Raw genomic sequence first — 4,032 nt, 5'->3', positions numbered from 1 at the left:
GGGGGGCGGGGGTCTCCCCGCGCCGCCCCCCGCCGGGCGCGCGCGCCCCGCCGCGATATCTCGTTGTCGCCCCCCCGCCCCCCCCGGGGGGGGGGGGGCCGGCGGCCGCCCCCCCCCACCACGTGGAGCCGGTCGCCCGCCGCCGGGGGCGGCGCCTCCTCCGACCACCACGAGGGGTGCTTGGCCTGGTCGATGAAGCCCTCTTCGCCATCGGTGCCCTCGATCCCCACCCGCGAGCCCACCGTCGCCACCCCGAGAATCACCACGTCGAACTCCTCGTGGTCCTTGACCATTGCGTCACCCCTTGCCGCCGTACGGAATCCATGTCTTCTTCATGACCAGTTCGTTGAACCGGTCCAGCTTGTCCACCGGAATCACCCACTCGATCCGTGGTGCTCCGTCCTTCCCCTTCGTGTCGTACACCTTCATGTACTCGGAGCCGGTGAACTCCTCCAGGAAGTCCGGGTGCATGTCGTACCGCACCATGCCATTCGCGAAGTTGATGCCGCCGTTCGGGCTCCAGTACTCGGCGGCCACGTCCCGCTCGCCGAAGTAGATGGCTCCGTCGGAGATGACACCGCCGCCCAGATCCACGCCCTTCTGGTGGTTCGCGGGGTTCGGGCCGTGCTCCTTCTCGTATTCCTTGTCCTTGTGCTTCGGCGTCCGGTAGATCGGGAAGGTCGGGCACTCCGGTGCCAGGCCGAGGTGGTCCGTCCAGGTGTGCGGGTTGTGGACGTACGTGAACGGGTTCGCGGCCGGTGCCAGACCCAGCGGGTCGGAGGTGAGGTAGCGCGCCACCTCGGGGTCGTAGTGCCGGAAGTGGTTGTAGTTGAGGCCCGTCTCCGGGTCGAAGTACTGGCCCGGGAAACGCAGCGGGGTGTAGGCGACGCTGTCCGCCGCCCATGTCGTCGTGCCCCACAGGGTGGTGCGGGTGCGCCAGGCCGTTTCGCCGTGCTCGTCGAGCAGCTCCCTCGGTGTGCCCACGAGATCGGTGACGATCGCGAAGAAGCGGCGGTCGACCTCGTCCTGACCGGCGAGGTGCTCGGTCTGGGCGACGGGACGCGTTCCCTGGTGGTCCCAGGTGAGGGCGACCGGGCGGGGCAGCTCCGCGGAGGTGGTCACCTGCTCGCACAGGAGCAGGCCGTCCCAGGTGAAGTCGGTGCGCTCGACGACCTCGCCCGCGTCGTCCAGCCGCTGCTTGGCGACCCGCCGGCCGAACGGGTCGTAGAGGTAGCGCCAGCGCGTCCCGTCCGGGGTGACGACCCCGACGAGCCGGTCCTCGGCGTCCCAGTCGTAGCGCCAGGTCTCCACCTTGCCGGAGAGGTGCGCCTTGCGGCGCAGGGTGACCCGGCCCTGGCCGTCGTGCTCGTAGCGCACCCGGCCGGCGTGCTCGACACGGGTGCCGGTGTAGGAACGCGTGCCCGTCGCCTCGTGACCGGGGTGGGAACGGGGCCAGTCGGCCTCGGTCTGGTTGCCCGCCTCGTCGTAGGCGTACCGCTCGCTCCAGCCCTCCGCGTGGACCGCCGTCACCCGGCCGACGGCATCCAGGTCGAAGGTCCGCCGGCCGGTGTGCTGGTCGTCCGTGGAGACGAGGGTGTGGTCGGCGCGGTAGCCGTAGTCGCGGTGGTGGAGCCTGCGGCCGGCCGCGTTCCGTACCGACTGGGTCGTCAGACGGCCCAGCTCGTCGTAGGCGTGCGCGAGGGTGAACACACCGCCGAAGTCCCGGGTGGTCTCGTGCCCGGCCGCGTCGTAGCCGAAGTCGATCGTGCGCCCCGCCGTGGTCAGCCGGGTGCGGTTGCCCGCAGCGTCGAAGGCCCAGTGGCTCGTCGCCCCGACGGGTGTGGTGCGGGCCGTGCGACGGCCCAGGGCGTCGTACGCGTGCGTCAGCGTCCGCCCGTTGACGGACTCCGCGGTCGTCCGGCCCCACTCGTCCCGGGTCATCGACAGGGTGACGCCGGGGGCGGTGGCCGCGAGGAGCCGCCCGCACACGTCGTAGTCGAAGGCCGTGATCTGCCCGTCGGCGTCCTTGCGCACCATCCGCCCGAGGGCGTCGTGCTCGTAACGGACCTGCTGGCCCAGCGCGTTGGTACGGCTGGTCGTCCGGCCCACCGCGTCGTGCGCGTAACCGACCGAGCGACCGTCGAAGTCGGACTCGCCGACCAGCCGGCCCGCCGCGTCGTAGGAGTAGTTCCAGGTCAGCCCCTGGGGGTTGATCACCTGGGTGAGACGCCGCTCGGTGTCGTGCACGAACTCGTGGCGCACCCCGTCCGGGGCGGTGCGGGAGCGCATGAGGTCGAAGTGCGTGTACGTGAACCGCGCGACGCCGCCCAGCGCGTCGGTGTGGGTCAGGCAGTTGCCCTCCCCGTCGTACGTCCAGCTCTGCTCGGACCCGTCGGCCTCGACCCGGCGGGCGAGCAGTCCTTCGGTGGTCCACTCGAAGGAGACCGTGTGCCCGAGCGGCCCGTCGACGGCGACGGTCCGCCCGAAGGCGTCGCGCCGGTAGCGCGTGACGGCGCCCAGGGGGTCGGTGACCGCCAGGGGCAGACCGTGCGGATCGCGGTCGATGGCCGCCGTGTGGCCCAGGGCGTCCGTCACCGACACGGGCGCGCCCGAACCGTCGTACACGAAGGTGGTCGTGGCGCCGTTCTCATCGGTCGACCGGACGCGGTTGCCCCGCGCGTCGTACTCCTGGCGCAGCTCCACACCGTCGGGAAGCACGGTGGTCAGCGGCAGGTCGAGGTCGTTGTAGACGCAGGAGAGCGCGGTCCCGTCGGGGTTGCGCACGGCGGTCAGGTTCCCGCGCTCGTCCCAGTCGAGACGGGTGGTGTGGCCCAGTGCGTCCGTGCGGCTGAGCAGGTTGTCGTGGCGGTCCCAGCTCTGGTGGACGCTGTTGCCGAGCGGGTCGGTCGTCACGACGACCTGGAGGTGCTCGTTGAAGCGGTGGACCGTGGTGGCGCCGGTGGAGTCGGTGTAGCGCGTCACCCGGTTCTCCGGGTCGTACGCGAAGGTCGAGGAGAGGAAGCCGTCCGGGCCGATGGTGCGGACGACGCGGCCCGCGTCGTCGTACGCGTAACGGAACGTGGAGTCGTTGCGGTCGGTCCAGGACGTGATCCGGTCGTCCTCGTCGTAGCCGAACCTCAGCGCCAGGCCGGAGGAGTTGACGACCGCGTCGAGGTTGCCGCGCTCGTCGTAGCCGTACGTCAGGAGCGTGACCGGGCCGTCGTGGCCGCGCAGCGCCAGGCCGGTGACGCGCTGCGCCTCGCTGCTGACCTGGACGGTGTATCCGCCGCTGTGGGTGACGGCGGTGGGGGAGCCGTCGGGGCGGCGGGAGAAGACGACGCGGTTGTCGTTGCGGTCGCGGATCTCGGCGAGCCAGTACCCGATCGACGCGCGGTAGGGGCTGCCGGTGAAGGTACGGGTCAGGCCGGTGTGCGGGTCGCTGACCGTGTACGTGGTCTCGTCCTCGTGCTGCCCACCGTGGACGAGGGGCAGCCGATCACCCTCCACGGGCAGCACGGGCTCACCGCCGGGCCGCGGCAGCTCCGGATAGACGAGCAGGGAGCCGTCCTCACGGGCCCAGACCGCGCCCGTGCCGAACGGGTCGAGTTCGAGCCGCTCGTCCAGGCTGGAGGCCCAACTACGGCCGAACCACTGGCCGTGGCGGTACTCCGACAGATGGGTGCGGCGCAGCACCAGCGGCAGGACGCCGGGCAGCGCCAGGTCCGTCTGCGGCAGGGTCATCTCGCCGGTCACGACGTCGACCGGGTCGTTCTCGCACACCGTCTTGTCGAGCGAGATGGCGTTGCGGCGCGGCTCGTCGCGCGCGCCCCGCAGCGGTTCGGGCCGGGTCCGGTCGGAGCCGGGGTGCTTGCTGTTCGGTCCGTCGTTGACCGTGTTCTTCCGGTCCTTGCCGCGGTCCTCGTCCTTCTTCCTCTCCCGGGCGAGGCGGTCGCGGGTGTCGTCGTCGTTGTTCTTGTGGTCCTTGGATATCTGTTTGACGGCCCTGGGCAGGGTCTCGCCGACGTGGTCGCC

At 71.4% G+C, this 4,032-nt stretch carries 1 protein-coding gene; it reads right to left on the bottom strand.

Features of this window, described 5'->3' with window-relative positions:
* Window positions 1-297: 297 nt before the first annotated feature.
* A partial coding sequence (locus ACFVZW_RS29755; protein WP_384527607.1) for a DUF6531 domain-containing protein occupies window positions 298-4,032 on the bottom strand: 3,735 nt, incomplete at its 5' end.

Origin of the sequence: Streptomyces sp. NPDC059567 (assembly GCF_042735655.1) — a bacterium.
In the GTDB taxonomy this organism is placed as follows: Bacteria; Actinomycetota; Actinomycetes; order Streptomycetales; family Streptomycetaceae; genus Streptomyces.
This window is presented reverse-complemented; position numbering and strand designations above follow the sequence as displayed.